This is a genomic window from Ferrovibrio terrae (genome assembly GCF_943371255.1).
GTDB classification, from domain to species: domain Bacteria; phylum Pseudomonadota; class Alphaproteobacteria; order Ferrovibrionales; family Ferrovibrionaceae; genus Ferrovibrio; species Ferrovibrio terrae_B.
In genome coordinates this window covers 1-24,882 of record NZ_CALRUC010000002.1, presented here as the reverse complement: position 1 = coordinate 24,882, position 24,882 = coordinate 1, and the positions used below count along the sequence as shown (strand labels likewise).

Sequence of the window (24,882 nt, the reverse complement as noted above, 5' to 3'; positions counted from 1 at the left end):
GATCCGCCTTACGCCACCACGGCTTTGTAGAAGCCGCGGTAGTCGGTGACGGTGCCGCCATAAATGTGGCGGATCTTCCAGGTCAGCTTGTCGTTGCTGAACATCGACCCGACAGTGGGATTGTCCTGGACGAAGATCTCGGGTTCCTCGTTACCGTCGAGGAAGCCGATCTCGATGCCGGGAATGTCGAGCGGATCCGCCGACAGCACCCAGTCGTTCGCGTCGGTCCAATACCAGACCGGCACCACGTTGAGCGACAGGCTCTGCAGGAAGGTCTGATCCTGGTTGGTGTTGCGGCGGAACAGATCCACCGCGCCTTCTTCCAGCTGGAACGGCACCAGGATATCGCGCGGACCGACCGACAGCGCTTCGAGGCTGCCGGCTTCCTTCTGGCTGAGCATGGCAAGGCGGCCTGCGGCCACCGGTGCCGTGCCCAGCGCGGTGGTACCGAGATTGCCGTGAGTTGCGTGGAACAGCGCGACGCCGTCATAGATCACCGGGTTGGTCCGCAGGAAGTCGAGCACGAACTTGCCCAGCGTGCGCTTGCCGGCGCGGCTGAGCTTGACCGGCACCTGGCGGATCACGCCGGCGTCATCGTTGCGGATCATTTCCAGCGTGATCGACTCAGTGCCGCCGCGCTTGGTCACCGCGTAGCTCGCCTTTTCGTCACCAGGCGAAGTCAGCGGATCATAGGAACCGCTTTCAGCGACAGCCGGCAGATCGCCATAACCGCCGTAACGGGTCCGTTCATTGGTGCGGAAGTCGTTGACATTGGCGACCGTGGCGACACGGCGCCAGATATCCATCGGCGTCTGGACGCGATAGTCGGCAATCAGGCGGCGGCGCAGGGCGTTGCCCAGCACGTTCGACAGCTGCGCGCCGGCGAGGGCTTCGGTATAGCGCGTCTGGTCGATATCTTCGAGCGCACCGGTCACACGCTTGTCGCCGGTGATCTCGACATAACACTCGCGGAACGACCGCGCGTATTTGTGATCCTTGTGCGCCGGATCGAAGAAGGCGTCGAGCATGTCGGCCACCTTCTGCGGCCGCGTTTCACCGGCCTTCACATCGAAGGCGCCGTCACCCAGGCCGCTGACATGGCCGGACTCGGTGAACTGCGCGAGATATTCGCGCTCGCCCTTGATGGCCTCATCGACCTGGGCTTCGGTGAACTTCACACCCTCGGCCGTGAACTGCTTGAGCAGCTTGTCCTTCGCGGCATCGGGCAGATTGCTCGCGGCGACGGTGCTGCGCGCATAGGAACGCGCCTCGGTGAGGCGGATGGCCTCGTTCAGCTGCTCCTGCGTCATGCCGGACTGCAGCGGCTGATCGATGCGCTGGGCCTCGTTGTACTTGGCCAGCACTTCATCGTCGGTGAGTTTGTCCTTATCGACGCCGGCCAGCAGCGCGGGCTTCTTGGCCTCGATAAAGGTGATCATATTGGAACGCAGCATGTCCTCGCCCTCCTCGGGGTCGTTTGCCTTGGCTTCGATAAGACGGATCACACCGCCGCCTGCGCCGGGTTCGACGATCAGGTCAACGGAGTGAACCTTGGTGAACCGCGTGGCTTCGCGGATCTTCTGGTTGCCGCGAACGGCGGCACGGGCGCCGCCCATCGCGTCAATGGAGAAACCGAACAGGTCGGTCATATTGCGGGCGTGCGCCTCGCGCAGCTTCACGCCGAGCGCGCCTTCAGGTTCGATCACCTGCAGCTCAGCGTGGATCTCGCCCTGGTCGGTTTTTTTGCCTTCCACGAAACGCGGCGCAGAGATCTTGCCGAACAGGTTCCGCACGTCTTTGCCCTTGCCGGCGAGATGCTCATCATCCGACTTGACGAAAACGCGGGCGCCCTCGAACAGCGGCACTGCTTCGCGCAGCACGCCGTCAGGGTAGTAATTGCTGTTGCCAGACAGGCCGGCACGGATCACGCGGATCAGATAGCGCGAACCCGGCACGGCATCGCCGCCGATGGCCTCGATGAAAACGCCGCGCGACGCCGGCTTCGCGGTGCCGACAGGCTGGAAGGATTCCTCGACCTGCATCGGCGGTTCGCCCAGGGCGACATCGCCGGCATCGCCGACCACATAGGAATAGCGCCAGTATTTGCCATCCACGCTGACGATGATGCTGTCGGGAAAGAGGGCGGGAACGAACGGCCAGACTTCGCGGCCGATATCGATCCTGAGTTTGAGCCGGACTGCAGCGCTCACACGCTCCAGCAGATCCTGATACGATCCCGCCGCCGCTTCACGCAGGGCAATCAGACCGACCAGGCCGGCGGCAGGGATCGCGGGCTTCACTTCTTTTCGCCCTTCAGCTCGCCGAACAGCTTTTCGCCGGCGATCGTCACGACGATCACGGCGTTGCCGTCTTCACGGAAGCTCAGCACTTCCGCCTCGGTGACCGGCGCCTTGTCCATCTCGCCGGTGGGTTTGCCGTCCTTGCCGAGCTGGGGCACCAGCCGGTGAACGAGCTTGGCGGCTTCAGCCGCCGACAGTTTCTTTTCGGCCATCGTTTCGGTCCTTGTTCCGAAGGTGGGTTGCGCGGGCCGGTGGCCTGCGTCATCATGCCGGCCGACCGTACCGACCACCCCTGGACCGAAGCAGGGTGGCGGGCGCCACCCCCACCCTGAAAACCTGCCGATTGACCCGAGACGCCCCTGCGCCCCTCGCCCAGGGCCACGAATGGCCCTGTCGGGCCGCCAGAGGCGTTTAAAAACGCGTTTAAAAGCTTCGGGCTAAAACCACCGCGGACAGGGGCTCACCACGCGCCAGCGGGCCTTAAAACCGCCCGCAAATCTGTTTGCCGGAAAACCGCCATTTCCTTTTTACCGCCCTCTCTGGGTTGTCCCGGCCGGCGGTGCCCCGGATACTCCCGGCCATCTCGACCGCGCCATAGGGGAAACCGACGATGCGCCGCCTGCCGTTCCTGCTCCTGCCGCTGATCCTGGCCGCCTGCGGGGAGGAGAAGCCCACCCTGCCGGCCGAACAGCAGGCGTTCTGCCGGACCATCAGCGAATACCGGGACCGCTACCGCGCGGCCACAGGCGACCAGAACCGCCTGGCGGGGCAACAGCAGCTCGACAGCCTGGTGCCCGCCGCCAAGGCAGCCTTTGCGGCCGCGGTGCCTGGCGGCCAGATCCGGGCCTGGCGCGTGACATTCACCAGGGCATACGAGACGGCCGAGCGCGCCAATGTCGTGGTGGTGTTCGACCTGGGCTGTGGCGCCAGGCTCAAGACCGATACCAAATCGATTACTGCCGCCGACGCCCTGGGGCGGACCATCATCGGCCTCAAGGCCGGCGGCGAGACGGTGCTGAATGGCCGCCTGCTGCCGCCCGACAACAACCGGCTGGCTTTCCGGGAATGGAGCATGTCCCTGGGCGGTACCTTCCTGGATCCCGAGTACGGCATCGCCATCGAATCCGTTGCCCAGAAATAGCCCCTTTAACCCCGGCTCAAACGGCCCTAAATTAGAGCTGCCTGCCGGCGTGATCTGAAACCGGCTTGATCCCGGTGGCCCGTCAGGGCGACCGGCCCACCTTCGGCCCGGAGCGATCCGGCCGCTGCATGTGGGTTTCGAGGGGAGTTGCGTCCCTCGCCGGCAGGCTACAGCTTCCCCAGCAAGATCTCGTAGGCGTTGCCATCGGCCAGGTCGGCTTTATCGACCAGGCTGCCGGTGACGATGATGTTACCGCGCTTGTGTGCCATCCGGCGATCCATGTCGCCCAGCTTCACCACCACACGCGCCAGCCGGGCCTGGCCGGAAACCTTGATCACAAACACCAGCGTCGGCTCTTTGGCGCGGCGATCGAGCATGATCGCACGCGGCTGCGCCAGCCGATCAGGCAGAGAGCGCAACAGATCCATCGGCAGCGCGTCGGCCTTCCGCTTCACATGCAGCTCACGTCGCATATGCAGCAGCTGGCGATCTCCGATCACGATATCGGTACCCATCGGCGCTATGCCGCGCGGCGCCAGTTTCTTTGTCACGCTCTCCGGCAACTGCGCCACCGTGCGGATCTCGCCGGTGGCGTGGCGCTTACGGTCGATGGTCTTGCCGGCCCAGTCGCTGTAGTCGGCCGCGCGCAGATCCGCCACGTCGCGCTTGTTGCGGTTCGCCATGCGCTCATCGGCGGTGAAGGGTTTTTCGCGCGGATGCTTCACCTCCCACGATGCCATGTAAGGCAGCGATGTGCAGCCGCAACGCGCGGTGTGCTTTATGGGTGCCTTCGGGTCACGCGGATACATAATCGCCGTGCCGCCAACCATGAACGGCTGGTCCACGGCCTGGATCTGGCCGTCCGCCAGGTCATGACTCGGCCGGCTGTTGCGCTTGCCTGATCGGCGCCATTGCTTCTGCAGCTCGGGCACTTCCTCGACGGCCTGTTCCTTGCGCTGCTGGCTTGCTGCTTCATAGGCCCGGCCCACTTCGGTCTGCACAATCCCGATCGCGCGGCCGCGGCCGCCTTCGATGTGCCGCGAGATCTCGTTGACTGCATCGCCCGGCGACTGAGCGCCGATGATCACGGCGCCGAGCTGGCCGTTGATCCGGTTGATCGTGGTGGCCGTCACGTCTTCCATGCGACCGGTCATAAAGGTTTTCATCGCCAGCAGCTGGTCACGATCAATCGCTGGCAGCTTACCAACAAGATCGATGCCGCCGGCGGCGAGAGGTTTGTCAACCAGGTCTATACCGGCCTGCCATGCGGCATCGGCACCTTTCGTCACGGCAGCGGTGGCGGCGGCGCCATGCTCATCGATCGCCTGGCGAATGGCCTGCTGCAGGCGCGGCAGATACCATTGCTTGTAATCGCTGGGCTGCCCAGCCATCTCAGCTCGGATCTTCTGGTCTGCAGCCCGCAGCTGCCGCGTCACTTCCTCGGCAGCGTCTTTCTGGATGGCGACACCACGCTTCACCTGGCGCTGGCGCTCGGCCTTAAAGGCCTTGCCTTTTTCCTTGTCGGTCATTCGTCGGCATCGTCGCCGGAATCATCCGGCGGCGGATCCGCAAACACATCGTTTTCCTCACGCGCGGTCCTGGCTTCGCGCGCATTCCGTAATTCCTCGGAAGGATCGATGCGAACGCCGAGCCGGCCGGCAATGGCGCCGATGATCGAAACGGCGGTTTCCTCGGTCATGAGATGGCGGTCGATGGCGGTGGCACAGGCGATCACCACCTGGGCCAGCGCAGCGGCGTAGGACGTGGTATCGCGCGCTGTCATTTCAGGGAACTCGATGCCAACCTGATAATCGTCCTCGGCCAGCTGCTGCGCGATATTGTCCGCATTGGCACCGTACAGACGCTGCAGGCGGCAGCGCACCACATAGGTGCAGATCTCGGTCAGGATGTTCTTCACCGCCGCCTGGCGCATGCTGAACGTCTTGAAGGTGGGTTCGCCCATCTCGCCGGCGGTTGCGCGGTTTACATCGCCGCCGCCACCAAACCAGTGTTCCGGGATGGCGCTGCCACCAAGCAGGTGATTGCGGAACAGCCGCGCCAGCTGCTGGTTGTCCGCAGCCTTGAGATCCGGTGTCTCGGCCTTCCACTCCTCACTGTCGTTGTGAACGCGGACGCTGTTCGGTTTCGGCGGCAGGATTTTCTTAGCGCGCTCCTCGACCTGGTCTTGCGTCGCGCCGTTCATCTTTACATCCCAGATGAACGAGTTGAGCAGATCCGACCTATCAATGGCGCGGAACAGGAATGTTTCGTAGGCGTCCGCCCAGTCGGCCTGCGCCAGAATGTCGGAGCGGCCGCGGCGGCCGGCCGACAGCTGGTTGATGGCAAAATAGAAACATTCACCATCGGCAAACTGCTGCCGGATGGTCTGCGTGTTCTTCGAGAAAACATTTTCGTCGCCATTAACGATCACGCGATATCGCCGGCGTCGTCCTTTACGGTCACGAGCAGTCACGATGCCAATCGGCTGCGCGCTATTGTCAGGATCCATGATCACCTGTTCGATCAGACTCGGATCCAGCACGCCGATGCGGACATGCCCGTTCATCTCGTTCACGAAGGCCGGGAAGCATTGCTCACCGAAAAGCGACAGCTCGCGCACCATCTGCTCGATGCGTTGGGCCATGCGATTGATCGGATCGCGCCAGAACAGCCGCAGCCAGTCCGATGCCTCTTCGTCAGCAACCTTCACCGTCACGCCTTCTGCAAGCAGATAGGCGACGGGCAGCTCGATGATCTGCCGGGCGATCAGGTTGCGCTCCCACAGGTGCACGGCGATTTCCTGCATGCGCCGCTGGGTGACCGGCGACAGGTCGCGGCGGGCGTCTTCCGTCAGCGGGCGCCAGTTGTCCTCATCGGCATCAATCGTCTTGCCGGCAGCTTCACGGAACTGCGTGGCAGGTTCGGGTGATTTGAACGCTGCTTTAAAGCGCTGAAAAATACTCATTACCGCGTTCTCCCGCTCAGCAGACCAAATACAGAGCTGCGCTCGCTCTCGTAATCGTCCGCCTGGTTGTCTTCGATAGTGACGCCAAAAGCCGGCTGCCCTTCGGTCTGCGTCGCCGCCCAGGCAAGCAAGCCAGCAATAGCAGAGTCACCATGCCGGCCTTCGCCATCGGAACCTTTTGTCCGCTTGTCGCTCATACTGGGCGCACCCTTGACCAACACCACTGAACGGTGGTCGGCGATCACGTCTTCACTCTTGGGAACGATGATCGATTGGTCTTCGTAAGCCTGACGGTATTTGGGGAACCATTCGGCATACCACTGCGGCGTAGCCATGACACAGTCGATCTGCTGCGGTCCGCGCAGCTGCAGCGCAGCCTCGGCATGGCTCTGGCCGTTACCACGAGCATCGAACTTCGCGTGATGGAACAGCGGCAGCTCTTCGAGCAAGAACTTGACCACCTGCCGCTGTACATCGAAAGGAATGCGCCGCATTTCGAGAATGAACGGCGTGCGCCACTTCAATGGTGCGATCTGCTGCAGAGGCCAAACAACGGAGAGATCGCCGTCTCGTCCGAAGTCCTGACCGAACACTGTACGCTTGCCCGGCATCGCGTCGATCAGCGGCTTGAGCACATCGGCGATCCATTTAGCCGCGATCGTCGCGCGGTCTTGATCGAGGACATACTCCGCCGGCTGACTGAACCGGATCACAGGGATGCCGTCCTCCTGGCAGAACTCGATCAGCATGCGCGTGAAGTAAGCACCAGATCCACGCTTGGCGATGCAGTCCAATTCCTCCTGGGCGTCATCGCTGGATGGATAGTCGGCATAGGTGGCGGCGCGGTAATCGTCTTCGTCAGACTGGGACCAGGGCTTCTTGAGCTTCACCAGGCAGACACGCTTATAGAAGCCTTGGCGCAACGCATCATCAAACGTAATGCGATGCAGAGACCACGGCAGCTTCTTCGCCTTCACGTCTTTCAACAGCTCGTTGAAATCGTTGTCCTCACCATTATGCGTCGAGACGACATCGATTCGGCCGCCCCACATCTTGAAGGCGAGAGCGCCCTTGACCACTTCCTTGAGGTTTTTATGGAAGGCGGCTTCGTCAATGCGTGCATGACCCTGGCGAGATCGCCAGTTGTGCGGATTAGAACTCAGCGCCTCGATCTTGTGCCCGCTGGCGAACTGCACTTTGTACGTGACGATATCGCGTCTCTCATCGCGGATAACGATCGTCTCTTTCCACACATCGATATTCGAGATCGCCATACCATAGGCGCGGGCAAAGAACGCGGCATCGCCGATAAACTCGGCAGCCATGAGCATGTTATAGCCCATGTAAAACTGGTCCATGCCACCGGCGTCCGGTGCGGCCGATGCCTCGATTGCAGCCTCAGCAGCCAGCGCGCCCCAGGAGTATCCGATACGGCGGCTTTTTTCGCAGATGCGAATTGGCGCCTGGTCGCGGTGCCATTCCGCCTGGTAGGGAAGCAGAATCTTCGGCACCTGCTCGGGAAGCAGAAGCCGACCAGAGCGGCCGGCTTGGATCTCTTCCACAATTTTTAGCGCAGCAACGCGCTCGCCGCCTTCAAGCGGCACCACGGATTCTACCGTCGCTTCGACCACGTCCACATCGGCAAGGACACTGTCATCCATTGCCAGCCTCGCCCTTGTCCACGTCTACGCCGAGGATCTCCGCGCGAATGAATGCAACCTGGTCTTTGTTGAGGCCAGCTTTCGGCGCCGCCGCCGCCAGCTTCTTCGCCTGATCTGTTTGCAGTTCGCGCCGCACCTTGATCTCGACCAGGGCGGCATCGGAGATTGCCTTGATGGCGGCCTGCAGGTCTTTCGTGGCCCGACTCAGGAACATCATGTCCTGCGGGGTTATCGCGATCTTGCCGCCGCGGGCCGCGTTGCTCAGCTTGAACAGCAGCGCCTGCATCAGCTCGATATTCAGCCGTGAGGTGCGGTCATCGCCGCCGCGCTCGATGATGGGCTTCATCAGTCCTTCGGCGGCTGCACGGATTTCAGCCAGCTCTTCGCCCAGCTCATCGTAATCCTTGACCCAGCGCCCAACGGTGCCGCGGGAAACCTCCACATCAAGCTCAAGCAGCTTTTCATGGATCGCGGTTATGGTGTGGCCGCGGTCGCGCAAGCCCTGCAGCAGTCGCCGTGTTTCTTCCGGCAGCGTGTCGATGATGCCCTTCTTTCCCATGCCGCTATCGCTCAGCCGCGGTCGGTAGGCGCGGGCTTCTGCACGCCGATCCGCATAATCTTGCCCTGCGAGACGGCGATACCGTCGGTCGTGGCGACGGCGACCAGGTAAGGCGCGAGATCCTCTTCGAGGGTCGCCAGGCCCTGCTCCGACAACCAGCGCATCTCGTTGCGTATCTGGGTTCGCGTGCTATCAACGCCTACGCGGTTTACAGCACCTTCGAGGATCGAGCAGTTGGCGCGATACCCCGGCGCCATCGCAAGCACGCGCAGGATGGCGAGGCGTCGATGCTCGCTGAAAGTCTGGTCGAGTTTCATTAGGACTGCCTCCGCAGATGGTCATCGATCACGGCCATATGCCCGCGCACCATGTCGAACAGTGCCCGGATACCTTCGTATTGCTCCTGGCTCACCCGCAGATCGCCGGCGAGCCGCTCCATGCCCACGCGCAGATCGGAAATCTCGCCGCTGGTGGGCAGCGCAGCGATCCGCAGCTCGATAGCGCCGAACCTTGCATCACCGTTGTTGAGTCGCTCGGCTTGTCCCTGCTGTCGCTCGCTCAGCGCCGTCAGCGCCGCCTTCAGCTGGATAACGGTTTCACCATGCTCTTCGCGCGGCACGAAATACTTGTTGAGCCAGAGGATGATTCCGCCCAGCACGATTGGCATGACTAAGTTGCCAATGGCGGCCCATTCCTTGATGTCTTCGAGCGTCACAGGCTTCTCCCGTCTCTCAATACCTGGCACTGCACACAGCGGACGGCGATGCGCCAGGCGCGCAGACGCTCGATCGGAATCGCATTGCCGCAATCCGCGCAGTCGCGCGGATCGGGATCGCTCTCGCAAACAAGCGGGCGCCGCACCTGCTTGAGCGCGGCGTCGGTGAATGTCTGTTCGCTGCGCTGGGCGTCGTCGGCAACGTCGGTCATGTCACAGCGACTGGATCTCGTCGCTCTTCTCGTGCATCGCGTCGAACAGCTCGGCCTCTTCCGCCGGCGTAGCGTCGCGCTGCTCTTTCACCAGCAGCTCCACCAGCGCAATTCTCTTCCTGGCGGCTTCGTTGCCTGCGGCCGCTGCGACAGCCAGGCGGATGATCAGCAACGTGATCGGGCTGTTGAGAATGCTCTGGATGTTCACGGGCTAATCCTCCGGCAGATAGTTGGCGGGCAGCTGGGCAAAGCCACGCGGCGGAGGAGTCGGCAGGATCCCGCTCACCGCGATCTCAGTCCAGAATGATTCGACGGCCGAGGCGGCGGCGCCCAGGGCGGCAGCGATCAACAGGTTGTCGCCGGTCTTGAGCGCATCGCGGGCATCATCCAGGGCAGCCACCGCCGCGCGGTCGAATGCCTTGAGGTACACGACAACAGCCGGCTTTGAAGCCTCGCTCTTCGCGTAAGCCAGCATGTAATCCTGGGCGGTGGTGTAATCGCTGGTGATGGCAATCAGCCGCTGGCCTGGCGTCTGGGCAATGGGCGTAGCCAGCAGCTGGGCACCGCAGCCCGCCAGAAGCAGCATCGACGGCAGCAGCAGCAGAGCCAGAACAGTGGCGGCCGGGGGTACGGCCGGCTTGCCCTTGATCTTGATGATGACGGCAGAACCACCTGCCATCAGCAGCGGAACCAGCGTGAGGATGGCTTCGGCATATTCGTTCGCCTGTTCCGGCGCCATATCGAAGCCGAGGAAGGTGGCCAGCGCCAGAAGGCCGTTATAGATCACCAGGCGCAGAGCCTTGGACTGCATCAACGTGTTGAGCATGACACCCCCTCAGGTTTTCGGTTTTGTGTACTTGGGATCGCCGGGCTCGACGCCGACATAGAAGCTATGCCCGTCGATGGCGCAGACCGGCGTGCGGCCGATCGCCCAGTCAGGCGTACGAGCGATTTTAGGATTGAAATAGTGGGTAGCGCCCGCGGTGGGATCGGGGAACAGGCCCTTCATCACAGCAAGGGTGGCGAGCATACACTCCTGGGCAGCTGCATCGCCCAGCGTTGCGATGGCAATGCGCTCTGCGTTGTGATCCATCCAGCAGGTGAACTGCCATTTCTTGATGCAGATAGCGACGAAGCCTTCCCCCCACCAGTCGGCCTTGCCATCCTTCCACAGATCGAGCGTGACACGGTTGCGGATCGTCCAGCAGGTGGCGATCTTGCAGTCGAAGCTCTGCCCGCTGCACTCGCCGTATAGCGTGCGCCAGGTCTTATCGATATCCGCCGCGGTGACCGGCAGGCTGGTATTGCGGAAATCGGCTGGAACGAGTATCTGCTTTGGCGCGTTCATGGCGCCGAGAATGGTTGATCGTCACCATTCTATTGAGTGTGGCACGCGCCACACGAAGCTTAAGCGAAAAGCTTGAGCTGCAGGCTGTCCATGCGCCTGCTGAACCAACGATGCACCGTGGTGCGATCTACGCGCAAGGTCCGGGCGATCTCTTCCACTGCCTGACCCTGTTCGGCCAGCCAGAAGGCCAGAGCCTTTTTGCCGATCGGGATCGAGATGGATTCTCCGCCATAGTGTTTCGCCAGTGCGCGGGCCGACTCATTGCCAAGCAGCTGCGCGATATCGCTGCCCAGGTATTTCTTCGGAATGTAAACGCGGCTTCCGCCGTATTTGAATGCCAGCCGCAATGCAGCTTCACGGCCGGCGATCTCCGCAATGTTCGCCAGCGCCGCCGGCAGCGCAGTGCCCTGGGCCGTCGTCATGCTGCTGATCCGAACTTGTCGGCCTGGTTGCCCCAGTGGAACCAGTGCGGCCGCAGCAGCAGCTGGCGCGCAAACAGCTCGCAGCAGAGCACCTTCGGGCAAAGCCGCTCGACCACATCGTAAGCTTGGTCTGGCTTCCGGCTGTGCTCGCGCACTTCCGCCTCGATCAGGTTGCGCTCAGACTTGCTGACCACTGACGGCGCACCGATCTTGCCGATCGGGAACGGCTCTGCGGCGCTCCGCATGACATATCCGGTTCCGAACGCCGTCTTGCCGTGAACGGTTTTCTTGTGCCAGGCGCCGCCGGTGACATACCGGAAGCCCCATGCGCTCATCGTGTCGATGGCCTGAGGCAGCATTGGGAAAGTAGCCCAGAGCCACAGCAGGCAATCCCGTGCCGCCAGCTGGGCGACAGGCAACGCTTTGATCTCATCCAGCGGCATGCAGGCATACTGCGCCTGCGGACTCTTCTCCTCGCCAGCGGCGCTTCTCAGATCGAAGCGCCACGGCGGATCCGCCATGATCACCCCATAGCTGAGGGGCCGCAGGCCAGTGAAGGGCCACGACTGGCCGGTGGTGTCAGTCGGCTGCATCTTCCGCCTCGGGTTCTGCTGCCGGCTCTGTGCCAGATACGACACGCACCGCCTCTTCGACGTTTCTGCGATACGCGCCGATCTCGCCGTTCTTCCAGGTGGAGTTGATGGCATGGCGCAAGGGGCCCGGCACCTCAAACCAGTGATCACGGCACATCAGGCGCGAAGCCGGGATCATGTGATTGCAGCCAGGGATGGCGCAGCTATGGTGCTTGCTCACAGCCATACCTCCGCGACCTCGGCGGCATCGTTCGGCAGTCGCGGGAACTGGCCGCGACCGGCCGGAATTGCGCGGCGCGCTTCCTCTATCGTCGCCGCAACAACCTTCTCGGTGGTGGGCTCGAAGGCAGGTTCATGGCGCGGCGGTCGCGTCGTCTGTTCATAGCGACGGGCGACGACACGGCCCGGATAATCGGACGGGCTGTCGAACACCACCCAGAGATCCTTGCGGTCATACTGCGCGGCGCGCGGATCCTGCGGCCGTTGTTCAGTCGAGATCGTCATGATGCTTTAGCCTTTCCCTTCGGGTTGCCGTCACAGCTGTCGCAGATGTTCGGCGCGGCGCGTTGACAGACGTTGCAGAGATGTGGGCCGACCCAGTAGCAACCGAGGCCGGTTGCCGGGTCGAGACATGCTTTGTCCCATGTGCAGCCACAGACGCTGCAGGCGCGGTAGGGATCGTCCTCACGAAGCGGCGGCATTCGTCGCCTCCGCCTGCTTAGCCAGGGCGCGTTCCTGCCAGTCCTTAAGGGCTTCGATCACGCGGTTACCCTCGGCTGGTGTCAGCCATTCGGGATCGTCCTTGTTCGTCATCCGCTTCACGAAGGCGAGCAGCGCTGTGCGATTTCGGCTGTCAGGTATGCCCTGCCGGCACATCTCGCCCCAGACAGCGAAGATCTTTCGCACGTATGCCTTGCCAGATGCTTCGCGGAAGCGCTTGCCGCCATTGATCCTGGTCAGCAGCGCGCCGAGCTGGGGCACGGCCAGATCCGTACTGCTGGCAACCTGAAACTCGTTTCGCAACATCGCGCGGTAGTCGTCCTCGCTGATGCCTTTCTTGTTTTTGGCGACATGGATCGCCGCGATCAGTTTCTTTCGATCAGCGGCCATGATTGATCTCGCAGGAGTTGTTGATGGTGATCAGTCCACGCCAGGCATTCGACGGGACACCAAACAAGAATGCCGAAATGCGGCACCCTGCCCAGATCCCCATCGTCGCGGCGCAAGGAAACAGGAACCAGCGCGCGACCGGATAGACGATCTCGGCAAAGAGATTGCGGACCGACTCATAGCGGTCGATGGCTTCGACCATAGCCAGGCAGGCGGCGATGATCAGCCCGGCCTTGCCCAGAACGACCAGGCCATGCCATACGCCACGCAGTTTCGCGCGACGATCGAGGAAGGCCTGGAACGGTGCTGCATCGCCCTTCATGCGCGCAGCTCCCGCGCGGTGGCCAGCTGCTGCGCGCGGCGGCCAGACTCCGCATGCTCGTTGAATGCGTCGGCCAGCGCGCGATGTGTCATGCCTTCCGCTTCGCAGTGATCCAGCACCGCAAACAGCAGGTTGATGCAGCTGTCGGGATCGGAGTGGCGGAGCACATCGGGCTTGCCGCGCAACAGGCGCAGCAGACCGGCCTGGGCATCGGCACGCATCTGCTCTTTCGGATCATCACCCTTGCGACGGAAGGCACTGAGGGCAAGAACGGCATTGATGATAACGCGGTCGGACATGATCAGCTCCGCGGTTCGGTGATGGGAAGCGCCGCAAGCTGCTGCTGCAGCTGACGATGGAAGCGGCCGTCGAACTGCGCAGCCGTAATGACCCACGCGAGCAGCTCGTTCGGCTCGACCGCGAGCCGCTGCGGACCAGTCGGGCCATCAACCTTGGCGACCAGGTGAAAGCTCGCCTGGTGAGGTTCACAGCGCGGGAAAGTCTCGTCACTCATCGCGGTGACCTTTCCGTGGTGGCGACAGCAGCAGCTGGCCACCCGCCGACGACAGCTGGTGACGCGAACGCCGCGGCCGCGGCACAGGCTCTGAGCTGATATCTGGCCGGCCCTGCTGCTGCTTGATTGTCTGCAGCTCCTGCAGAAGCATGCCCAGGCGGAACGGATCGGCGATTACCAGCTCGATCTTAACCACCGCATGCCCGTTCGCCTTGGTGGCGACCGTGTAGTTCTGCAGCCGGCCCGCTTCATCGCTCCAGTAAATTCCGCGATGCTCGCTCATCCGTTGCCCCCGACCAGAGGAACGAACTCGGCACGCGAGACGGTGGCACCGTTGCCATCCCGGCCGCGAAGAGCGGCACGCATCGTCCGGCTGAACTGCGCGTGAAACGCCGCGTGGGCCGCTTGCTGGGGAAAATTCGCCAGCACATTCGCTGTGAACACAGCTGCCACATGGCCGAAAACAGAAACCATCTGTTCTGCCGGACGCCCCTCGTTGAGCCACTTGGCAAGGCCCAGGTGCATAGTGATCAGGATCTCATCCAGATCGCTCTGCATGGTGACAAACTGGGCGCTGGTTTCGTCGCTCTCCCTGCGTGCGCCCTCGATGGCCCGCGCGGCATTGGCCCTGGCCTTCTCGCGCAGCTGCGCCGCCATCGTTTCGAGATCGTAGTGTACGGGTCGCTCCATGCTCGCCTCCTATGCCCGCTCGACCGCAGCAAGATCGATGGGCACCAGGCGCCAGCGCGACTGGGCATTCGCACGGCGGTGCATGCGGACATACATCTTCGACCCGACCACGCGCACGGCGTCGGCAATGGCACGCATGGCCTCGTTCCATTCGGGATCGGCGATTTCCAGCTTCCGCAGGGCAAACAGCGCCTGGCGGTTGACGTTCTGCTGTTTGTCAACGTTGAAGGCGTTGTTCACCACAGCGATATATTTTGGATCGGATCCACCGCTCCAGCGGGTCAGGCACGCATCGACCAGTTGCTTGGCAACCTGCAGCTCGGCGCCGAATGCGATGTGTTCGGCCACCTGCACCTGCACCTTGAGCGTGCCATCGTAGCTGGTGAAGGTCATGTTTCCCTTCTTGCCGCGCGGCTTGGCGTTGTACTTCTCGGCCAGCAGCTCAAGAAAGGCGTCGATATCGTCGATGGTGTGGCCGAAGAAGCGCGCGATCTGGTCTGATAGATCCTGGCCAAAGCCGTGGATCTTGCGGACGAGCTGATCTTCCAGTTTGTCGATAGGGCGGACGTTGCCCTCGGGCACATGCGCGCCGCGGCTATCGAGCATGAAGCCGGCGGGCACTTCGATCTTGCTATGTTCAGTCATGTCACGCACTCCGGGCAGTGAATGGATTGGGAAAGGTGTGGTAGATGCCGCAGCCGACGACGCCGGCGAATGGCACCGCGATCGAGCCGACCAGGCCGATCAGCAGCATCAGCAGCAGAATGACTGCGACGCGGCCGCGGCGGCGGTGCCGCCGCGTCTGACGACGCGACGACACCTGGACGCTGGACAGTTGCAGAGGAGCGCTCATCGTCACGCATCCGTGGAGAGTGTGACGCCGGCCTCACCGAGCGGAGTGACGGCCTGCCAGCCTGCCTGGCGCAGCTGCTGCTCGATGCTCATGCGCGCGACGCGTGGCACTACGCCGCCCGCCGTGTCAGGACGCGGGCCGCAGTTAGGCAGATCCAGCAGACGCTCCATCGAGCGCGAGCGGAATGCCATGTTGCGGAATGCAAGCGAGAACATCGCCAGCGCCTGGCGGTCCATCTCGATCGGCGCCCCGTCGCGGGCCGCTTTCGAGAACCAGTCCGCAACATCGACCAGCTCTTCGTGTAAGGGTGCCGAGTAGAGCGGCGCCCCGTTGTCGTTGGCATCCGCCTGGAACGGCAGCAGGCGGCAGTGCTTGTCGATGGCATCGGCCATCCCCTGCAGCAGCTTCGCGGTGCCGGCGACGGCCTCGGCAGTCGGCAGTCGGCCCTGTGCCAGGTAATCGGCAAAGGCCTCCTGCAGCAGAACTATGGTTCTACGCAGCATTGTCCGCCCCTTTCTCCTGGCCGACCCGGCTATGGGCGCAGCCATTGCGGCAGGCCTTGTAGACGCGAATGCGGATCGGGCTGGTGAAGCTGCGCGGCCGGCGTTGCTCGGTCGCGCAGACTGACTTGGAGATCTCCATGCCGAAGCCGGGGCACTGCACCGTCATCGCCATGAACTTGCCTTCAACCGCGTCCTGAACGGCCTTTAAATCGCCCTTGTAGGTGCCTTTCAGCACCTGGTTGACGACAGAGGCCGAATAGCCGATCGCCTGGCCCGCAACTTTCTGGCTGGTGCTCGCTGCGGCCTGTCGCAGCGTGGCGACCCAGTCGGACTCCTGCTGCTGGCTCATGCACCCTCCTTGAGAAGCTCGATGAACTTCTTGCCGTTCGGGTCATAGGAACGGCCATCGGCACAGACCTGCGGCGCGATGGGGCCGAGATCCTTGGCGATCCGATAGGTGTTGAAGACGCCGATCTCGCGACCGCGGCGCTTGATCGTCTGGCGTAGAACGCCGGTCTTGCAGAGCGAGCGAATGTACAGGCCGACCACGCGGGTATCGGCCTCTACGGCATCGGCAATATCCTGCAGCGTGAACACGCGTCGGATACGGATCACCTTCCAGGCATCACCCCGGATGGACTCCCGGCGGCAGATCGGCCGCCGGGTCTTGAATGGCTTGCGCTTGGTCATGCCGCCACCGTCAGGCTGCCGGACGCGGGGGCATCGTCGGCCTTGGCGATACCGCGTGCAGTCGATTGCGCGAAGAAGAAGGGCTTGTCGCCCCATTCCTTCGTGCCGATCACCGGCAGCTGCAGGGTCTTGGCGCGCTGCTCGATGCTGGCAAGGCCGACCTTGAAGGAGCGGATTGAGCCCTGGCTGGCCTTGAACAGCTTGTCGATCAGATCCTCGGCCAGCTGCACCTCGCACAGCTGCTTGGCCACCTGGGTGGCATCAGCGTGGTTGAGGGGCTGGAAGATGATCTCGGCGCCGACGCGCTGGGCCACCTGGGGCCGCCGGCGCAGCGATTTGACCAGGCCTTCCATGCCGATCAGCACGATCGGCACGCCGCACATGTCATGCACATCGCGCAACGTCTCGATGTTTTTCGGATCGCCGGCGATGTGGTCTGCCTCATCTACGATGATGGGGCGCGGCCGCTCCTCCAGTGAGCGCATGATGTTCTGCACCATCTGCCACTTGCGGGTGCAGTTATCGTTGATCTGCAGCTCGGCGCAGATCGCCGCTAGCATGGCGGTCGGTGTCCAAACAGCCAGGGCGCGCACATAAACGGCCTGCTGCTTGGTGGTGAGGATCTCGGCGGCCGTAGTCTTGCCAAGGCCGGCCGGACCATGCCAGATGCAGATTCGCTGCTCGGTGCCGGGCTGTGTCAAAGCCGTGGCTGCCTGCAGGGTCCGCTTGACGTTGTTGACAAGAACGATTTCGTGCTTCATTTTCTCTCTCGTTTTCTGGTGTGAGTAGCGGCGGCCCGATGGCATTCGGTGCCGCCGTTTCGTTTTTCGGTGGGCTGCTAGCCCGCCTTTCGCAGCACCGCCTCCTCTCCGAAGTCTTCGATCATCGCCAGATAGGCCTGGCATTCGGGGTCAAGGTGGTAGGTGCGATGCCAGCCGCGCTCCTGTTCGCTGATGGCTTCGCCGGACTTGATGGCCTGGTCGAGCTGGTGCCAGCGCGCGAACCGCGCATCCGCTTCGGCCACATCGGCATCCTGCTTCGGCGCCGGCGCCGCGAGGATCTCGTCTGTCGCCGCGTCAAGCTCGGCCTGCTGTTCAGTTGTCATCTCAGCGACGCGGCGCATATGCGGCAGCTGGATTACGACGCTGTCGGGCAGCTGCTCGCCAGAAGCGATGGCAGCAGCCAGTCGCTGCTGCGAATACCGCTTCTTGATATCGGCAATTTCGCGATGTGCGGTGCGGTCGATGGCGCGCTGCGCCGCTTTCGATGCCGCTGCGATCTGCTGTCGCTCGATGCCGAACAGCTCCTCGGCAATGGCTGCGCCGATATACGCGCCGTCAGATGGGTCGAAGCAGTGGATCGTGCCCATGTCGGTCGGATCCAGCCGCACTAGAACCGTGTAACCGATATGCGGGCCGATCCAGCTGGCGATAAACGTGGTGCCTACGGCTTCGATGCCGTTCTTCTGCACGATGCGCTGCCCGCCTCCGTTCGGCAGATCCATGAGCAGCAGATCGAGACGGCGTTCCTCGGGAATGCCGCGTATGCCTATGCCAAGCTCTGCGCTCAGCTCGTTCGGCGTGCGGTCACCCAGCGCCGAGTGCGGCCGGTTGTGGTAGGCGTCTAACCAGCTGTCGATATTGGCCTGCAGCTCGGCCGCGGTGAGATCCACCGAGAAGGCGACTTCGTCAGCGGTGCCCAGACGATTGGCAAAGGTGCGGCGGGCGCGGATAGCCTGGGCATGCGCGACACTATGGCCCGAGAAACCCGGCAACCGCGCGAACAGATCGCGCGTCAACGTGCCGAAGAAGCGTTCGATATGCGGCTTCTTTTCCGGCGAGAACGGCGTGCACACCCGATGCTCGATCGACAGCGCGGCGACGGCGGCAACGAAGGAATGACCGATGTAATCCTTGCCGTTGTCGGTGCGGATCGCTTCGGGCATGCCGTGGCGCAAAGCGGAGTGACGGATCAGGCCCATATGCGCCTGCTGCGTCGGCGTCCGTGTCACGCGTGCAGCTGCGCGGCGCGTGGCAATGTCGATTGCACCAGTCAGGCACCAGCGACCGTCCTTGAGCAGGATATCTGCCGGCGTCGCGTCCATTTCCCACAGCTGGTTTGCGCGATTGATTCCGGCGCTGGCGCTGCCGATGGCAGATAGATACTTGCTCTTTGCCTTGTCGGGATTTTCGATCTGCAGGGATACGCGCGGATTGTTCGTCTTCCAGGCGGTGAGCCAGCGCTGCAGTACGCGCAGCGATGGCAGTCGCACATTCGGCAGATGCTTCTGTAGCTCGTTCAGATAGACCGATGCCGGCAGATCCGGCCGCTCGGCATACATGCCGATCAGCAGCTCGCGCAGCGTGGCGTTCTTGTCGATCGCGCCATCTTCTTTCCGGCCGCGATAGTTGCCCGCGAGACGTTCCGCGCCCTGCTGGTCGCGTTTCTTCATCCAGTCGAACAGGCTGCTGCGGCTGATCTCGGGCAGCTCCTCGCGTACCAGGTCGGGCACCGAGATCATGTTCGAGTGGTAAATCTCGATGAAGCCGGCGATCGCCTTCGAGAGCGTGAGCCCGCCCGCCTGGCGGTATTGCTCCAGCGCGGCCAGCACCAGAAGCCGGGCTTCGGCGCGGCGGCGCGCGGGGCTGTTTACCGGCAGGCCGGCCAGGTTCTTCACTGCGTTGCCAGCAGCCGCTGCAGCCGGCACAGATACCGGTGCCGGCAGCTGCGGCCGCGTGGCCTGCAGGGCAAGGCGCGCGATGTGCTGGCGCGCAGCTTCGGGCAGTGCCGACAAATGGTATTCCCAGGCGCCACCCTGGCCGGCGCGGATCTGCTTGCGCCATTCGTGGCGCTTTGCCTTGGCGTTGATCGCCTGCGGTGTCGTCGGCAGTGCCTTGGAGCCCAGCTCGATCAGCTCAGAGGCTGTCCACCATTCGGCACCGTTCGGCGCCGAGAGTTTTTCTGTGATCTTCCCCCCGGCAACCGTCATGCGGCGCCACCGGTGAAAAAGTGGCCGGCGGCAGCAGGTGTCAGCGGCGCCGCCGGCCTAGTCACATTGGAGGAGAAATGATACACGACCGCCGACGCTTGAACGCCGCAGACGCATCGGCCCGGCGGCCAGCGATGCGAAGCGGTGATGGTGATATGGTTCACTTGTCGCCACCCGGTGGCAGGTGGCCTGCCATGCGAACTGCTAGGCGGAACTCGTTCTCGGTGGCCGAGACTTCGGAGCGCTGGTTCTGCATCTGCTGAGCCAGCTGGCCGGCGCGGATCCAGCCCTCGCAATGCTTAGGCACCACGATCAGGCCGTACATCTCTGCCAGGCTGTTCAGCAGGCGATGGGCCTCGCCCGTTGAATGGGCCAGGGCGAGGAATTTGGTGACCGGAATTTCGTGATCTTTGGTCGCCTCGGAAACGTACTTGTCGAGGGTGGTTTTGCTGACCGGCTGGCCGAGGTAATTTCCCATCTCCTCGGCGATTACTTTGCGGTCCTTGGCGCAGGCGTCGATGGCGGCCTTCATGGCCCGCGAAATTCTTCCGCCCAGGGTGGCGGCGGCGGTGAGCGCCGGGGCAAAGATTTGGACCGGTTCCAGCAGCTGCGGCAGCAGGGTGGTTTGGCGGTGGTCGCGGAGGGGTTTCCGGGGCGCCATGTCAAGCTGCCTCGGCCGATTGACCATGCGCCCCAGAGGCGTATCGGCTATCTTGTCTGGAGCGGACTGGAGTCACGCGGCGGCCGTTGCGGTCGAAGCGCTCCGGGAACACCACTTCCACCGGCATTTCGATCGCCTCGGCGAGCGCTGCCTGGAGCGGTGCGCTGGGGGCGCCGGCAGCAGTCTTGCTGACGGTGACCCGGGCCACGCCTCGCTGCCGTGCAATGGCAGCGAAGGAGAGGCCGCGCAATTCGAGTTGGAGCTTTATGAAAATCCGGCGTTCGACCGGATTTTTCGGGACTACGAGGGTGGGTACGGTGGTGGGTTTCATGGAAGCCAGAATTATCTACGTTCGTGGAAGTCGTCAACCACGTTTAGAAACTTTCAGCGTCGCTGAATGTCATGGTTTGTAGAAAATGAAATTACATTTGTGGATCAACCACATAGCGAACGCTGAATATGTCGCCGAAAACTGAGCAATCGCGTTCAGAGTCGCCCTCCGACCTTGAAAAGCTGGGCGAACGCATGCGAATCGCCCGCGGAGGGACGCCGCGTGATTCGTTTGCCCCTACAGTTGGTGTCTCTAAACAGGCCCTGGGACTATATGAGCGGGGAGAGCGTGAGCCTGGCGCCCTAGTGGTGCGCGAGATCGCGGCCAAAACCGGCGTTGACCTGGTCTGGCTGGTCACCGGCGCAGGCGAGGCATGGCCGCAAACGCCCGGCCAGGTGCCCTATGACAAGGAGAAGATGGGTCTGGCGACCGATATCGCCATTGCACTCAGCGAGGCCGGCAAACTACCGGCGGGGCAATCGGTTTCTGGTTATGCCACCGATATCTATGAGTATTTTACCAGCCGGCCGGGGCTGGTTGGCGGCTGAGGCCCGAGTCGGGGCTCAAATGCCGTTTACGGGCCGTTTGAAGCTGCCGGGACGGCGGGCCGCCCAGGCTTCACCGTCCGAAACTGCCCGTCGCGGTTTTCCGCAGAATACGCGGTCCGGCCAGCGCCAACCGGTTTCGGACGCACAACGAAACCGCCAATTTTTCCCCGGAAATCCGGCAGATATCTCACCACGTCTCACTATATCCGGGGAAATCTCACTGTTTGATACCCCCCGTCTCCCTACATCATGGTCAGGCTGCGGTTGGGGGGCTGAAACAGCGGCAGAAGACGCGGACATCTGTGGATAACTCCGATTCGGCCTCGTAGAGCTAAGGGCTTAGCACGGCTGATTCCAGAGATTCTTGTGGATAATGGAAGAGTCCGATTGACCGAGGCCGGATTTTGGCGCCTTTACTGCATTTAGCGGCTAAAGCCAATATGGGGGCTAGATATGGTGTGGACTGACGAGAAAGTGAAACTCCTGGTGCAATACTGGGAATCCGGCCAGTCGATCACGCAGATCGGCAAGCAGCTGGGCATGACCCGCAACGCCGTGGTCGGCAAGGCGCACCGCATCGGCCTGGCCAAGCGGGCCTCGCCGATCATGCGGAGCGAAAAGCCGGCCCAGCCGCGTCCCGCGACCAGCCATGGCGGTGGCGGCTCCAGCGGTGGGGGCGGACATACGGCTGCAGCGCCCGCCCCTGCCCGAGCCCCCGTTCAGGTGCGCGAAGACGCAGCCACCCCGGCCACTGGCCATCATCATCACGCCTCGCAGGCCCAGCTGACGGCCGCCATGCTGGCGGCGCTGACGCCGTCGACCGGCCCGCGCTGCAAGTGGCCGATCGGCGATCCCAAGAGCGCTGAATTCGATTTCTGCAGCCATGTCGCGCTGCCGAGCAAGCCGTATTGCGCCCAGCATTGCGCGGCGGCTTACACGAACTGGAACCCGGAGAGCGCCGTCGAGGCAGTCAAGGCGATCAACGCCGCCTGATTGTTTCGATAGGTCCGGTTTCCGCAAAAAGCCCGGCAGGTTTCCCTGCCGGGCTTTTTCGTTTCACGACTGCCGAAACAACTTACGAGGCAGCCTTCATCTGCATCGGCTCCATGCAGTTGATCATCCAGGGCGTGCCAAACTGGTCGGTCACGGTGCCGAAAGCCTTGGCCCAGAAGGTCTGCTGCAGCGGCATGGTCACGTTGCCGCCCTTCGACAGCGCGGTGAAAATCCGCTCGGCCTCGGGGACGCTGGTGACATTCAGCGTGACCGAGATGCCCTGCATCGTCTGCTGCATGCTCGGCGGCGAGTCCGACGCCATCAGCGTGACATTCCCAAGCTGCATGCTGGCATGCATGATCAGATTTTCGGCGCCGGTCATGTCGGGTGCGCAGCCGCCTTCCGGCGGCTTCTGGCCTTCGGGCATCGGCGGCGCATCGCTGTATTTCATCATCGCTTCGACCTTGCCGCCGAGATGCTTCTCGTAATAGCGGAAGGCCGCCTCACACTGGCCGTTGAACATCAGATAGGGATTGATCTGCACGGTACGCTCCTCCTCTGGGGTGGAATTCAAGACAGGTCACCAGGTGGCCGCGTTCCCAAACGGTCGAGCCCGGCATCGGTGCTGGTCGAGATCATCGGCTTTATCCCAGCCAATTTTTGACAGCGGACCAACAAGACTGGATTTATTTAACCAATAGGATATATAACTGTCAAGGAATATTCGAAACGGAGACAGTGAGACACCATGCTGAAGGGCAAAACAGCGGTCATTTACGGCGGTGGCGCCATTGGCGGCGCCGTCGCCCGCGCCTTTGCCCGGGATGGTGCAGCTGTATTTCTCGCCGGCCGCAACCCGGCAAAGCTGACAGCCGTGGTCACCGATATCCGCAACGCCGGCGGCAAGGCGGAAGCCGCCGAGGTCGATGCGCTGGACGAAGCCGCCGTGACCACCCATGCCGATACCGTGGCGACCCGCACGGGCGGCATCGACATCACGATGAACGCCATCGGTGTCGCGCATGTGCAGGGCGTGCCGCTCGCTGAACTGAAACTGGAAGACTATTTCCTCCCCGTCTCGGTCTATACCCGCACCAACTTCATCACCGCCAAGGCAACCGCGCGCCATTTGCGGCGCGGCGGCGCGATGTTCCTGCTCGCTACCCCGGCAGCGCGCATGCCGGGCCCCGGCTTCATGGGACATAACTCGGCCTGCGCCGCCATCGAAGGCATGACGAGGCATCTGGCCGGCGAACTGGGCGGCAGCGGCATCCGCGTACTGTGCCTGAAAAGCCATGCGATCCCCGAAGCTGCGAAAGCCGGCTCGCACAGCGCCGGAGTTTTCGCTGAGGTGGCAACGCGCATGGGCACCGATGTCGACAGCATGCTGGCCGGCGCGGCACAGACCACCCTGCTGCAGCAGCTGCCGACATTGGAACAAATCGCCGAGACAGCCGCTTTTCTGGCATCCGACCGCGCCGGCGCCATCACCGGGGCCATTGTCAACCTGACCTGCGGCATGCAGGTCGACTGATCTGAAGGAGCATCCGATGACCGCCCAGCCAGACATCGTATCGCGCAGCACATGGCTTGCCGCCCGCCGCGCCCTGCTGCTGAAGGAAAAGGCGCTGACCCGCCAGCGCGATGCCCTGGCCGCCGAACGCCGCCGCCTGCCGATGGTCGCCATCGACAAGAATTACAGCTTCGACACGCCGCAGGGCCACAAAAGCCTGCTCGACCTGTTCGAGAACCGGAGCCAGCTGGTGATCTATCACTTCATGTTCGATCCGGATGATCCGCCGCCGGGCCGAACCCATCCCTACAGCGAAGGCTGTCCCGGCTGCTCACATCTCACAGATAACCTGCCGCATCTGGCGCATCTGCATGCCCGTGACACCACGCTTGTACTGGTCTCGCGCGCGCCGCTCGCCAAGATCATGCCGTTCAAGCGGCGCATGGGCTGGACCCTGCCCTGGGTGTCGTCCTTTGGCAGCAACTTCAACACCGATTTCGATGTCACCATCGATCCTGCCGTCGCATCGCCGCATTACAATTACCAGGATGCCGCAGCACTGCAGGCCAAGGGACGGCTTGAACATGTGAAAGGCGAACTTCCCGGCCTCAGCGTATTCCTGCGCGATGGTGAGAAGATTTATCACAGCTATTCCACCTTCGGCCGTGGCCTGGATGGACTGCTCAACACCTATAATATCCTCGACCTGACGCCCTATGGCCGTCAGGAAGAGTGGGAGGACTCGCCGGCCGGCTGGCCCCGGAGCAAGGACTTCTGGCTGCGCCATCACGACAAATACGACGGACAATCGCAGGCAGCGGCCAGCTGTTGCCAGGATTAACCAGAGCGCCAAGCTTAACCAGAGAGAGAAGGAAGACTGCGATGAGTTATGTGGATGGTTTCCTGTTGCCGGTGCCGAAAAAGAATCTGGCCGCCTATAAAAAGATGGCCGCCAAGGCCGGCAAGATCTGGCGCGAACATGGCGCGCTGGATTATCGCGAATGCGCTGCCGACGACATGAAGACCGCCTTCGGCATGCCTTACCCGAAACTGATGAAGCTGAAGAAAGGTGAAGTGCCGGTCTTCTCCTGGATCATGTTCAAGTCGCGCAAACATCGCGACGCCGTGAATGCCAAGGTGATGAAAGACCCGCGCATCCAGGCGATGTGCCCGGACCCCAAGGACATGCCCTTCGACGTGAAGCGCATGTGCTATGGCGGCTTCAAGACGCTCGTCAGCGCCTAAGCCT

The 24,882-nt window shown here is 62.7% G+C and carries 38 protein-coding genes; 6 read left to right on the top strand and 32 right to left on the bottom strand.

All coding sequences use genetic code 11. The annotated features are described in order from the left end of the window. Window positions 1-8 precede the first annotated feature (8 nt). Both AAG799_RS00820 and AAG799_RS00815 read right to left on the bottom strand, forming a co-directional pair. A complete protein-coding gene (locus tag AAG799_RS00820) occupies window positions 9-2,300 on the bottom strand; it encodes a hypothetical protein (protein ID WP_341893878.1) in 2,292 nt (763 codons plus the stop codon). Beyond that, window positions 2,297-2,512 (bottom strand): hypothetical protein, encoded by a 216-nt coding sequence (locus tag AAG799_RS00815; RefSeq protein ID WP_341893877.1) that lies wholly within the window; start codon window positions 2,510-2,512, stop codon window positions 2,297-2,299. The genes AAG799_RS00820 and AAG799_RS00815 overlap by 4 nt, the downstream gene beginning before the upstream one ends. 398 nt (window positions 2,513-2,910) lie before the next feature. Here AAG799_RS00815 and AAG799_RS00810 point away from each other — a divergent pair, with 398 nt between their 5' ends. Next, on the top strand, window positions 2,911-3,441 hold the full coding sequence (locus AAG799_RS00810) for a hypothetical protein (RefSeq protein WP_341893876.1): 531 nt from the start codon (window positions 2,911-2,913) through the stop codon (window positions 3,439-3,441). A gap of 167 nt (window positions 3,442-3,608) precedes the next feature. Here the strand turns inward: AAG799_RS00810 and AAG799_RS00805 are convergent, their stop codons facing one another. From AAG799_RS00805 to AAG799_RS00665, 29 genes are all read right to left on the bottom strand, one after another. Next, on the bottom strand, window positions 3,609-4,970 hold the full coding sequence (locus AAG799_RS00805; protein WP_341893875.1) for a hypothetical protein: 1,362 nt from the start codon (window positions 4,968-4,970) through the stop codon (window positions 3,609-3,611). Continuing rightward, window positions 4,967-6,406 carry a hypothetical protein gene (locus AAG799_RS00800; RefSeq protein ID WP_341893874.1) on the bottom strand — a complete coding sequence of 480 codons (1,440 nt, stop codon included), beginning with the start codon at window positions 6,404-6,406 and terminating at the stop codon, window positions 4,967-4,969. The genes AAG799_RS00805 and AAG799_RS00800 overlap by 4 nt, the downstream gene beginning before the upstream one ends. Next, complete coding sequence (locus AAG799_RS00795; RefSeq protein ID WP_341893873.1) at window positions 6,406-8,067, bottom strand: terminase family protein; 1,662 nt, start codon at window positions 8,065-8,067, stop codon at window positions 6,406-6,408. Before AAG799_RS00795 ends, AAG799_RS00800 begins: the two co-directional genes overlap by 1 nt. Beyond that, the gene (locus AAG799_RS00790; RefSeq protein WP_341893872.1) at window positions 8,060-8,626 is read right to left on the bottom strand and encodes a phage protein Gp27 family protein; all 567 of its coding nucleotides are present in this window, start codon (window positions 8,624-8,626) and stop codon (window positions 8,060-8,062) included. Before AAG799_RS00790 ends, AAG799_RS00795 begins: the two co-directional genes overlap by 8 nt. 11 nt (window positions 8,627-8,637) lie before the next feature. Beyond that, complete coding sequence (locus tag AAG799_RS00785) at window positions 8,638-8,943, bottom strand: hypothetical protein (protein ID WP_341893871.1); 306 nt, start codon at window positions 8,941-8,943, stop codon at window positions 8,638-8,640. After that, window positions 8,943-9,341 carry a hypothetical protein gene (locus AAG799_RS00780; protein WP_341893870.1) on the bottom strand — a complete coding sequence of 133 codons (399 nt, stop codon included), beginning with the start codon at window positions 9,339-9,341 and terminating at the stop codon, window positions 8,943-8,945. Before AAG799_RS00780 ends, AAG799_RS00785 begins: the two co-directional genes overlap by 1 nt. Further along, window positions 9,338-9,553 (bottom strand): TraR/DksA C4-type zinc finger protein, encoded by a 216-nt coding sequence (locus AAG799_RS00775; protein WP_341893869.1) that lies wholly within the window; start codon window positions 9,551-9,553, stop codon window positions 9,338-9,340. The genes AAG799_RS00780 and AAG799_RS00775 overlap by 4 nt, the downstream gene beginning before the upstream one ends. A gap of 1 nt (window position 9,554) precedes the next feature. Next, window positions 9,555-9,761: a hypothetical protein gene (locus tag AAG799_RS00770; protein ID WP_341893868.1), complete on the bottom strand. Its 207-nt coding sequence runs from the start codon at window positions 9,759-9,761 to the stop codon at window positions 9,555-9,557. A gap of 3 nt (window positions 9,762-9,764) precedes the next feature. Beyond that, the gene (locus tag AAG799_RS00765) at window positions 9,765-10,379 is read right to left on the bottom strand and encodes a hypothetical protein (RefSeq protein ID WP_341893867.1); all 615 of its coding nucleotides are present in this window, start codon (window positions 10,377-10,379) and stop codon (window positions 9,765-9,767) included. A gap of 9 nt (window positions 10,380-10,388) precedes the next feature. Next, window positions 10,389-10,901 carry a cell wall hydrolase gene (locus AAG799_RS00760; RefSeq protein WP_341893866.1) on the bottom strand — a complete coding sequence of 171 codons (513 nt, stop codon included), beginning with the start codon at window positions 10,899-10,901 and terminating at the stop codon, window positions 10,389-10,391. 59 nt (window positions 10,902-10,960) lie between these two features. After that, window positions 10,961-11,323 carry a helix-turn-helix domain-containing protein gene (locus AAG799_RS00755; RefSeq protein WP_341893865.1) on the bottom strand — a complete coding sequence of 121 codons (363 nt, stop codon included), beginning with the start codon at window positions 11,321-11,323 and terminating at the stop codon, window positions 10,961-10,963. Next, window positions 11,320-11,916, bottom strand: coding sequence for an MT-A70 family methyltransferase (locus AAG799_RS00750; RefSeq protein ID WP_341893864.1), 597 nt, complete (start codon window positions 11,914-11,916; stop codon window positions 11,320-11,322). The genes AAG799_RS00755 and AAG799_RS00750 overlap by 4 nt, the downstream gene beginning before the upstream one ends. Then, complete coding sequence (locus AAG799_RS00745; protein ID WP_341893863.1) at window positions 11,903-12,136, bottom strand: hypothetical protein; 234 nt, start codon at window positions 12,134-12,136, stop codon at window positions 11,903-11,905. Before AAG799_RS00745 ends, AAG799_RS00750 begins: the two co-directional genes overlap by 14 nt. Next, on the bottom strand, window positions 12,133-12,420 hold the full coding sequence (locus AAG799_RS00740; protein WP_341893862.1) for a hypothetical protein: 288 nt from the start codon (window positions 12,418-12,420) through the stop codon (window positions 12,133-12,135). Before AAG799_RS00740 ends, AAG799_RS00745 begins: the two co-directional genes overlap by 4 nt. A gap of 180 nt (window positions 12,421-12,600) precedes the next feature. Further along, window positions 12,601-13,026, bottom strand: coding sequence for a regulatory protein GemA (locus AAG799_RS00735; RefSeq protein ID WP_341893861.1), 426 nt, complete (start codon window positions 13,024-13,026; stop codon window positions 12,601-12,603). Continuing rightward, window positions 13,016-13,348 (bottom strand): hypothetical protein, encoded by a 333-nt coding sequence (locus AAG799_RS00730; RefSeq protein WP_341893860.1) that lies wholly within the window; start codon window positions 13,346-13,348, stop codon window positions 13,016-13,018. Before AAG799_RS00730 ends, AAG799_RS00735 begins: the two co-directional genes overlap by 11 nt. Then, on the bottom strand, window positions 13,345-13,647 hold the full coding sequence (locus AAG799_RS00725; protein ID WP_341893859.1) for a hypothetical protein: 303 nt from the start codon (window positions 13,645-13,647) through the stop codon (window positions 13,345-13,347). The genes AAG799_RS00730 and AAG799_RS00725 overlap by 4 nt, the downstream gene beginning before the upstream one ends. A gap of 2 nt (window positions 13,648-13,649) precedes the next feature. Next, window positions 13,650-13,862 carry a hypothetical protein gene (locus AAG799_RS00720; RefSeq protein ID WP_341893858.1) on the bottom strand — a complete coding sequence of 71 codons (213 nt, stop codon included), beginning with the start codon at window positions 13,860-13,862 and terminating at the stop codon, window positions 13,650-13,652. After that, complete coding sequence (locus AAG799_RS00715) at window positions 13,855-14,145, bottom strand: hypothetical protein (RefSeq protein ID WP_341893857.1); 291 nt, start codon at window positions 14,143-14,145, stop codon at window positions 13,855-13,857. Before AAG799_RS00715 ends, AAG799_RS00720 begins: the two co-directional genes overlap by 8 nt. Then, a complete protein-coding gene (locus AAG799_RS00710) occupies window positions 14,142-14,552 on the bottom strand; it encodes a hypothetical protein (protein WP_341893856.1) in 411 nt (136 codons plus the stop codon). Before AAG799_RS00710 ends, AAG799_RS00715 begins: the two co-directional genes overlap by 4 nt. A 9-nt stretch (window positions 14,553-14,561) precedes the next feature. After that, complete coding sequence (locus AAG799_RS00705; RefSeq protein WP_341893855.1) at window positions 14,562-15,197, bottom strand: DUF3164 family protein; 636 nt, start codon at window positions 15,195-15,197, stop codon at window positions 14,562-14,564. A 1-nt stretch (window position 15,198) separates the two neighbouring features. Next, window positions 15,199-15,405, bottom strand: coding sequence for a hypothetical protein (locus AAG799_RS00700; RefSeq protein ID WP_341893854.1), 207 nt, complete (start codon window positions 15,403-15,405; stop codon window positions 15,199-15,201). A gap of 2 nt (window positions 15,406-15,407) precedes the next feature. Continuing rightward, on the bottom strand, window positions 15,408-15,908 hold the full coding sequence (locus AAG799_RS00695; protein WP_341893853.1) for a hypothetical protein: 501 nt from the start codon (window positions 15,906-15,908) through the stop codon (window positions 15,408-15,410). Then, the gene (locus AAG799_RS00690) at window positions 15,898-16,257 is read right to left on the bottom strand and encodes a transcriptional regulator (protein ID WP_341893852.1); all 360 of its coding nucleotides are present in this window, start codon (window positions 16,255-16,257) and stop codon (window positions 15,898-15,900) included. The genes AAG799_RS00695 and AAG799_RS00690 overlap by 11 nt, the downstream gene beginning before the upstream one ends. Next, window positions 16,254-16,598 (bottom strand): hypothetical protein, encoded by a 345-nt coding sequence (locus AAG799_RS00685; protein ID WP_341893851.1) that lies wholly within the window; start codon window positions 16,596-16,598, stop codon window positions 16,254-16,256. The genes AAG799_RS00690 and AAG799_RS00685 overlap by 4 nt, the downstream gene beginning before the upstream one ends. After that, the gene (locus AAG799_RS00680; RefSeq protein ID WP_341893850.1) at window positions 16,595-17,359 is read right to left on the bottom strand and encodes an ATP-binding protein; all 765 of its coding nucleotides are present in this window, start codon (window positions 17,357-17,359) and stop codon (window positions 16,595-16,597) included. The genes AAG799_RS00685 and AAG799_RS00680 overlap by 4 nt, the downstream gene beginning before the upstream one ends. A 77-nt stretch (window positions 17,360-17,436) precedes the next feature. Continuing rightward, window positions 17,437-19,587 carry a DDE-type integrase/transposase/recombinase gene (locus AAG799_RS00675; protein ID WP_341893849.1) on the bottom strand — a complete coding sequence of 717 codons (2,151 nt, stop codon included), beginning with the start codon at window positions 19,585-19,587 and terminating at the stop codon, window positions 17,437-17,439. A gap of 160 nt (window positions 19,588-19,747) precedes the next feature. Next, window positions 19,748-20,248, bottom strand: coding sequence for a hypothetical protein (locus tag AAG799_RS00670; RefSeq protein ID WP_341893848.1), 501 nt, complete (start codon window positions 20,246-20,248; stop codon window positions 19,748-19,750). Between the two features lies 1 nt (window position 20,249). Further along, the gene (locus AAG799_RS00665; protein ID WP_341893847.1) at window positions 20,250-20,579 is read right to left on the bottom strand and encodes a helix-turn-helix domain-containing protein; all 330 of its coding nucleotides are present in this window, start codon (window positions 20,577-20,579) and stop codon (window positions 20,250-20,252) included. A 128-nt stretch (window positions 20,580-20,707) separates the two neighbouring features. Here AAG799_RS00665 and AAG799_RS00660 point away from each other — a divergent pair, with 128 nt between their 5' ends. After that, window positions 20,708-21,127 carry a helix-turn-helix transcriptional regulator gene (locus AAG799_RS00660; protein ID WP_341893846.1) on the top strand — a complete coding sequence of 140 codons (420 nt, stop codon included), beginning with the start codon at window positions 20,708-20,710 and terminating at the stop codon, window positions 21,125-21,127. A 453-nt stretch (window positions 21,128-21,580) separates the two neighbouring features. Continuing rightward, window positions 21,581-22,120, top strand: coding sequence for a GcrA family cell cycle regulator (locus AAG799_RS00655; RefSeq protein ID WP_341893844.1), 540 nt, complete (start codon window positions 21,581-21,583; stop codon window positions 22,118-22,120). Window positions 22,121-22,202: 82 nt separating this feature from the next. Here AAG799_RS00655 and AAG799_RS00650 read toward each other — a convergent pair whose 3' ends face one another. Continuing rightward, the gene (locus tag AAG799_RS00650) at window positions 22,203-22,694 is read right to left on the bottom strand and encodes a VOC family protein (protein WP_341893843.1); all 492 of its coding nucleotides are present in this window, start codon (window positions 22,692-22,694) and stop codon (window positions 22,203-22,205) included. Between the two features lie 174 nt (window positions 22,695-22,868). Between AAG799_RS00650 and AAG799_RS00645 the strand changes: the two genes are divergently transcribed. From AAG799_RS00645 to AAG799_RS00635, 3 genes are read left to right on the top strand one after another with little or no spacing between them, the layout of a single operon-like run. Beyond that, window positions 22,869-23,654 carry an SDR family oxidoreductase gene (locus AAG799_RS00645; protein WP_341893842.1) on the top strand — a complete coding sequence of 262 codons (786 nt, stop codon included), beginning with the start codon at window positions 22,869-22,871 and terminating at the stop codon, window positions 23,652-23,654. A 16-nt stretch (window positions 23,655-23,670) separates the two neighbouring features. Beyond that, entirely contained in the window at window positions 23,671-24,474 is an 804-nt protein-coding gene (locus AAG799_RS00640) for a DUF899 domain-containing protein (protein WP_341893841.1), read from the top strand. A gap of 41 nt (window positions 24,475-24,515) precedes the next feature. Beyond that, on the top strand, window positions 24,516-24,878 hold the full coding sequence (locus tag AAG799_RS00635) for a DUF1428 domain-containing protein (protein ID WP_341893839.1): 363 nt from the start codon (window positions 24,516-24,518) through the stop codon (window positions 24,876-24,878). The last annotated feature ends 4 nt before the right edge of the window (window positions 24,879-24,882 follow it).

Coding starts and splice junctions, on each gene's coding strand:
- AAG799_RS00725 (WP_341893859.1), bottom strand. CDS start 13,647: ATGTCCGACCGCGTTATCATCAATGCCGTTCTTGCCCTCAGTGCCTTC.
- AAG799_RS00720 (WP_341893858.1), bottom strand. CDS start 13,862: ATGAGTGACGAGACTTTCCCGCGCTGTGAACCTCACCAGGCGAGCTTT.
- AAG799_RS00655 (WP_341893844.1), top strand. CDS start 21,581: ATGGTGTGGACTGACGAGAAAGTGAAACTCCTGGTGCAATACTGGGAA.
- AAG799_RS00660 (WP_341893846.1), top strand. CDS start 20,708: ATGTCGCCGAAAACTGAGCAATCGCGTTCAGAGTCGCCCTCCGACCTT.
- AAG799_RS00680 (WP_341893850.1), bottom strand. CDS start 17,359: ATGAAGCACGAAATCGTTCTTGTCAACAACGTCAAGCGGACCCTGCAG.
- AAG799_RS00765 (WP_341893867.1), bottom strand. CDS start 10,379: ATGCTCAACACGTTGATGCAGTCCAAGGCTCTGCGCCTGGTGATCTAT.
- AAG799_RS00810 (WP_341893876.1), top strand. CDS start 2,911: ATGCGCCGCCTGCCGTTCCTGCTCCTGCCGCTGATCCTGGCCGCCTGC.
- AAG799_RS00685 (WP_341893851.1), bottom strand. CDS start 16,598: ATGACCAAGCGCAAGCCATTCAAGACCCGGCGGCCGATCTGCCGCCGG.
- AAG799_RS00635 (WP_341893839.1), top strand. CDS start 24,516: ATGAGTTATGTGGATGGTTTCCTGTTGCCGGTGCCGAAAAAGAATCTG.
- AAG799_RS00785 (WP_341893871.1), bottom strand. CDS start 8,943: ATGAAACTCGACCAGACTTTCAGCGAGCATCGACGCCTCGCCATCCTG.
- AAG799_RS00675 (WP_341893849.1), bottom strand. CDS start 19,587: ATGACGGTTGCCGGGGGGAAGATCACAGAAAAACTCTCGGCGCCGAAC.
- AAG799_RS00665 (WP_341893847.1), bottom strand. CDS start 20,579: ATGAAACCCACCACCGTACCCACCCTCGTAGTCCCGAAAAATCCGGTC.
- AAG799_RS00800 (WP_341893874.1), bottom strand. CDS start 6,406: ATGAGTATTTTTCAGCGCTTTAAAGCAGCGTTCAAATCACCCGAACCT.
- AAG799_RS00815 (WP_341893877.1), bottom strand. CDS start 2,512: ATGGCCGAAAAGAAACTGTCGGCGGCTGAAGCCGCCAAGCTCGTTCAC.
- AAG799_RS00695 (WP_341893853.1), bottom strand. CDS start 15,908: ATGCTGCGTAGAACCATAGTTCTGCTGCAGGAGGCCTTTGCCGATTAC.
- AAG799_RS00750 (WP_341893864.1), bottom strand. CDS start 11,916: ATGCAGCCGACTGACACCACCGGCCAGTCGTGGCCCTTCACTGGCCTG.
- AAG799_RS00700 (WP_341893854.1), bottom strand. CDS start 15,405: ATGAGCGCTCCTCTGCAACTGTCCAGCGTCCAGGTGTCGTCGCGTCGT.
- AAG799_RS00715 (WP_341893857.1), bottom strand. CDS start 14,145: ATGAGCGAGCATCGCGGAATTTACTGGAGCGATGAAGCGGGCCGGCTG.
- AAG799_RS00690 (WP_341893852.1), bottom strand. CDS start 16,257: ATGAGCCAGCAGCAGGAGTCCGACTGGGTCGCCACGCTGCGACAGGCC.
- AAG799_RS00730 (WP_341893860.1), bottom strand. CDS start 13,348: ATGAAGGGCGATGCAGCACCGTTCCAGGCCTTCCTCGATCGTCGCGCG.
- AAG799_RS00705 (WP_341893855.1), bottom strand. CDS start 15,197: ATGACTGAACATAGCAAGATCGAAGTGCCCGCCGGCTTCATGCTCGAT.
- AAG799_RS00740 (WP_341893862.1), bottom strand. CDS start 12,420: ATGACGATCTCGACTGAACAACGGCCGCAGGATCCGCGCGCCGCGCAG.
- AAG799_RS00795 (WP_341893873.1), bottom strand. CDS start 8,067: ATGGATGACAGTGTCCTTGCCGATGTGGACGTGGTCGAAGCGACGGTA.
- AAG799_RS00755 (WP_341893865.1), bottom strand. CDS start 11,323: ATGACGACGGCCCAGGGCACTGCGCTGCCGGCGGCGCTGGCGAACATT.
- AAG799_RS00735 (WP_341893861.1), bottom strand. CDS start 13,026: ATGGCCGCTGATCGAAAGAAACTGATCGCGGCGATCCATGTCGCCAAA.
- AAG799_RS00645 (WP_341893842.1), top strand. CDS start 22,869: ATGCTGAAGGGCAAAACAGCGGTCATTTACGGCGGTGGCGCCATTGGC.
- AAG799_RS00640 (WP_341893841.1), top strand. CDS start 23,671: ATGACCGCCCAGCCAGACATCGTATCGCGCAGCACATGGCTTGCCGCC.
- AAG799_RS00805 (WP_341893875.1), bottom strand. CDS start 4,970: ATGACCGACAAGGAAAAAGGCAAGGCCTTTAAGGCCGAGCGCCAGCGC.
- AAG799_RS00760 (WP_341893866.1), bottom strand. CDS start 10,901: ATGAACGCGCCAAAGCAGATACTCGTTCCAGCCGATTTCCGCAATACC.
- AAG799_RS00670 (WP_341893848.1), bottom strand. CDS start 20,248: ATGGCGCCCCGGAAACCCCTCCGCGACCACCGCCAAACCACCCTGCTG.
- AAG799_RS00775 (WP_341893869.1), bottom strand. CDS start 9,553: ATGACCGACGTTGCCGACGACGCCCAGCGCAGCGAACAGACATTCACC.
- AAG799_RS00790 (WP_341893872.1), bottom strand. CDS start 8,626: ATGGGAAAGAAGGGCATCATCGACACGCTGCCGGAAGAAACACGGCGA.
- AAG799_RS00710 (WP_341893856.1), bottom strand. CDS start 14,552: ATGGAGCGACCCGTACACTACGATCTCGAAACGATGGCGGCGCAGCTG.